Below are 4,822 nucleotides of genomic sequence, written 5' to 3' on the forward strand. Positions count from 1 at the left end.
GGTCGAGTACGAGAACAACTACTACGCTCACCGACAGACCCGAGACAAGCAACGCTCGGGAGAACCCGGCCTCCACTGAACCCGGGGCGCTTCAGACCGTCGTGCACAGCAGAGACCAGGAGCGGAGCGTTACCCCTCAACTGGAGCCAGCGTGTCACCCATCAAGCGGAACCCGACACCCCGGCACCGCTCAGTCGGTGAGGACTTTCTTTACGTCTTCAAGCCGGCCCTGACGGGCCGGACGGGCGGCGTCGCTGCCGTCTGCCTTCCGCCTCCGGCCCGGCGACCGGCGCGCGCCCGCCCGCCAGAGCCAATCGCGGGGGCGTTAGAAGCCGTATGCAGCAAACTGGGCCCAGTCGCTCAAATCAAAATGACTTCTGCGCATTCTAGTCCGGCTGGTTCCCGAAATCCACGCCAGGAGACTGCGGCTTGCAGGGTTCGTTGGGTCATTTGCGCTTTCCCGTCGTGCACGCACAGATTCCTGTGGTGATTCTGATCGCATCCATAGTTGCGCCGCTCGGAGGGCTCGAGCCGGTCCATCAGGCCGCCACCAAGAACTAGCGAGTTCTTGATAGAACCGGACCATCAGCGCGTAAGTGGCTTCGTCGTCAACTTGGGCGAGCGAGGCAACGACGCTAGTTGCTCCAGCGCTCAGTATCGAGTATGTCAGGCCAACTAGCTGATTTGAGTCTGAAAGGCCACTTCCATACTGCGCTGACTCACACGCGGAAAGTACTACTAATCTTGCTACGAATGGATACTCACCCTGATAGATTTGAGCCGCTGTGAGGGGGCCGTCCGACAGTGCGAGGTGAGAGTCAAGCGCGGCTCCGGTATCAGCGAATCCGTGGCAAGCGAAGTGGATGACCGTCCGATCGCGAGACTTGTCAAGGACGGCTTGCCTCCGCGCGTCGGCCCCGATTAGCAGCTCACTTGTTCTGAACTGTGTAGCAATAGTTCGAACCTCAGCCTCTGCGTGGTGCAGTGCCCTGGTAGCGTCATCTCGTTCGCAATCAGCGACCGCTAGAAAGCTCTCGAAAAGGTCACGGCTTCTCCTGCTTCGCCGCTCAAGGATATTGAATGCGGCCGCGGATGGCGTAATAGTGACGGCGCACTGATCAATGAGGTGCAGATCTTTTCCTGAACTATCCTGGCCTACGATGGCAGCGGAGATCGGAAGCGATCCGATAAGGCCGGTTGGAACGACTGTAACAGAATCGACGTTTCTACTGTGCAGGTACGCGTATAGTCCGATTACGAAGGCGCTTCCAAGCAGATCCGCGGCTCTTCTCACTGACCTGTCAAGTGATTCGCTATCTCTGCTCAGTAAACCTTCAAAGCGTCCCCTCTCGGCATCGTACAGATTCTGGACAGTTACAAGCGATCCGCTTCCAATCTCGGTGTCACTGAGCAGGTGGACTTCTAGATCGTCATTATCGGGATCAACGCACAGGCACGCCGTTCCACTCGGTACGCCAACTACATAGACTAGTGGTCGATCGGATCTCGATGCCTCGGCGATATCTTTAGCCGATCCGTAGATTCCCAGACTGGGATCGCCTGCCCTGTTGCGAGCGGTTCGCATTACTTGCGTAATCGCATCTCTCGCGGAGGCTTCACCTGACTGTGCATCTGACAGCAAGTCAAGGACTCTTAGGCGCTCCGCCTCGCGAAGTTCAAGATCCCCGTCCAGGTCAGGGTCCGCAGAAGTAAGAGCTTCTGTAAGGGCCCGCGCACGTCCCCGTTCTAGCGTTAGAACGGCCGCTTCTAGCCTGCCGCATTTGACCTCGCTGTAGGCGAGCATTTCGACAAGTTTGGGGTGTCGATCTAGGTCGTCACTCCGATCGCGAGCGGAACTCCGGCGCCAGTACAGTTCGTTTATCGAAGCTACCGATACGCTTAGGGCGGACGCAGCCTTCTCCCACTCACCAATCTCACACCATCCTGTCCCTGCGTCACGCGAAGCCGTAATGAGAACTTCAGGACAGTGCGCTAGTTGTAACTCGTCAGCGGATCTTTGAAAGTACTCGGTGGCTTCTTGTCGCAAGGTCGGATATAGCCTCATTGCTTCCGCTCGAAGCTTAAGTGCACGGCCCCTTGTCTCGGGATCGAGGGAGTGGTGGCACGATTCGTCTGCGATCCTGATCGCTGTTTCAATCAGCTCGCGTTCGCTTTCATCTGGCTCCTCTGCCATAAAGATCTCGACTGCCCACTGAGGTGGTGAGTCGTAGCCGAAAGCGGCGGGGTTCACTCTTGCGATGGATGCGAGTTCCACTGCCTGAGGAGGCGAAAATGTCGCTCCGGCATTGCGGGGATCGTCAAACATTTGAGATAGAACTTCTAGTGCGCCAGAATCCTGGGCTGCTTGACCTAGCCGAAGAGAGATCGAACGAGACGCGAGTTCTGCCATTGTTAGGCCGGCGTTGACGCGACACTGTGGAGCGAAAGCGGCCGTGCTGGGCAGTGAGCCGAACTCGGCGGACGCTGCATATGACAGCTCGACGATTTCTGTCAGCATTCCACGGGCTGTCTCGACGTCTTCGTAGGCGGACAGCTGATGGAGCGTTTCCGCTAGGTTGCTCGCTGTGTATGCCCAGTCTCGCTCAGTAGTACCCGGTGGACGAAGAGGTAGGGCAGTCCGAAGAAGCTGCTCTGCATTACGCAGGTTCTCGTGATTGTCTCCTGTGGTCTGTTCGGTGTAGAGCGTCGCGAGCGCAGTACACGCTCGAGCGTAGGGGAACGGGTGTTCCACCTCGCTTACTAGGTCTCTGGCTTCGATCGCGAACACAATGGCATTTTCAGTATTCTTCGCGGGGTCCCCTTGATCTCGTCGATGAAATACTGCAGAGATATCCAAGCAGACGTTAGATCGCCAAACGGGTTCAGTGGCAAACTCTCGAATTCTGAATAGATGCTGAAGTAGGGCTCGTGCTTGTCCGCGTTCCAAGAGTCCTCCCTGTCGCAGATGTTCTGCAACATAAGATGAGCGGAGGTCTAGCTCGCGCCAGAGGTCGCCGCGAAGCTCTGCATCGAGAATCTGAGCCTCCAGGTCCGGATTGGTCATGCCGATCCCCCGCTTTCTGTGCGACATAGTAGAGATATGATAGATCTCGTTGTGCTGTAGGACAAGGGAGCCTGGTGTGGACAGAAACGTCATAACATATGCGGATCTTGCTCCGGTCCGACGGCGTCGTGGGGGCGATGGGGAGGTCCAGAAGGAAGCTGCCCCGAAGGCTGATGACTTCTTCGCTCGGCTATTGAAGCAAGTGCCTATCGAGATTATTGGCGCGTATATTGCAGTTGACGGCCTGATTCGGAGTGGCCTTTCGGCAAGTCCTGATGCGCTGAACTGGGCACTAGCGCTGGCGTCGTTCGTGGGGCTTATTGCAGTGTATTTCTTTGCTAAGAGAGTGTGTCAAGTTCGTAGGCGCAGTCAGCTCGTCTCGACCTGCATTGCGTATCTGATATGGGTATATTCAACGGGAAGTTGGTTCTCTGGGTTGGGTGTCCACTTCCCGTGGCTCGCATCAATTCTTGTAATCTGCTTCGCAATCTACGTTCAGATTGCGCGGCTGCCGCCGCTTCCGCAGAATTCCAATTAACCGCTAGCCCCTCTGGCATGATTGTCGTACATGGTTCGTGCGCCATCCAGGGCGAACCTGCGCGGGGACCCCTAGCCCCACACAGAACCGTCGCTCCGCGACCGCCTGCCGGCGGCCCTGGACACCACCCGAACCATGCTCGTGCGGCCTCGTATCGGGGCAGGGAGGGGAGTGGGCAGGGGAGACGCCGTGCCGTCCGGCCCGACGATCACGAGGAACATCGAGGGAACATCCCTCGCAGGTACCCCGGGTAGAGGCCGCACCGAGCCAGCAGAAGTCCGGCAGGTCAACGCGTTGTACGGGGCTCGCTAGCACGAGGAACGCAAGCCGGGCCGCATTCACACCGAAGAGGTCACTGGTTCGATCCCAGTATCGCCCACAGTCAAAACCCCTGGTCACAGGCTCAACGAGCCGGATGTGACCAGGGGTTTCGTCGTGTTCGCGTGTGCTGCCTGTCGAACTGCCTGTCCATCGCTGTTCCTCGGGGAACAGGTCGTTCATCGCCGTGGCGCCGTCGTCGATCACGGGCCGGATCTGCTTGCGGTAGACGAGTTCGGTGACCGAGCTGCCGCCCGCATGGCCGACGAGCCGAGCGATCTGGTCGACCGTCATACCGCTGTCGGAGAGCAGCGACACGAAGCTGTGCCGCAGCTCGCGCGGTGTCCATTCGGCCGCGTCGATCCCGGCGGCGGTGAGGACCCGGCGGAAGCCGCGACGCACGTTGGCCGCGTCGAGTCCGGTCCCGGTCTCGGAGGCGAACACGAGGTCGTGGTCGTGCCAGCGTGCCCCGGCGCGGACGCGCTGCCGATCCATCCTGGCGCGCTGGGCCCGCAGGACCTCGATGCAACGGCTCGGCAGCGCGATGGTGCGCCGTGACGGGTCTGTCCGGTCAACGGTGTAACTGGCGTTGATGGTGTTCAGGTGGCGCTGGGGACGATACGTCCTGCGAAGGTGATCGCGAAGGTGTTGAGGGCGGGCTTCCAGCGCATCGCCCACCGCGTGCGGCCCTTCCCGGTCGGGTCCAGCGAGCGGGTGACCAGGTAGGGACACTTCAGGGCGGCCTGCTCGGTGGGGAAGTGCCCGCGGGCCTTGATCGCGCGGCGGTAGCGGGCGTTCAAGGACTCCATCGTTATCTTCAGTCGGGGGACTGATCGAGCCTGTGAGCTGCTGGTTTGCCTCGTGAACAGTGTCGCTGACGTGGCTGTTCACGAGGTTCGGGG

General features: G+C 59.5%; 2 protein-coding genes and 1 pseudogene. All 3 read right to left on the bottom strand.

Annotated elements, in window-relative coordinates; translation table 11 throughout:
• Positions 1–325: 325 nt before the first annotated feature.
• Positions 326–3,157 (bottom strand): CHAT domain-containing protein, encoded by a 2,832-nt coding sequence (locus tag ACVJO7_RS33780; protein ID WP_491676338.1) that lies wholly within the window; start codon positions 3,155–3,157, stop codon positions 326–328.
• A 448-nt stretch (positions 3,158–3,605) separates the two neighbouring features.
• A complete protein-coding gene (locus tag ACVJO7_RS33785; protein WP_491676339.1) occupies positions 3,606–4,415 on the bottom strand; it encodes a tyrosine-type recombinase/integrase in 810 nt (269 codons plus the stop codon).
• 104 nt (positions 4,416–4,519) lie between these two features.
• Positions 4,520–4,729, bottom strand: a pseudogene (locus ACVJO7_RS33790) (transposase); the annotation flags it as partial.
• Positions 4,730–4,822: the final 93 nt, after the last annotated feature.

Source organism: Pseudonocardia sp. DxW (genome assembly GCF_058448985.1).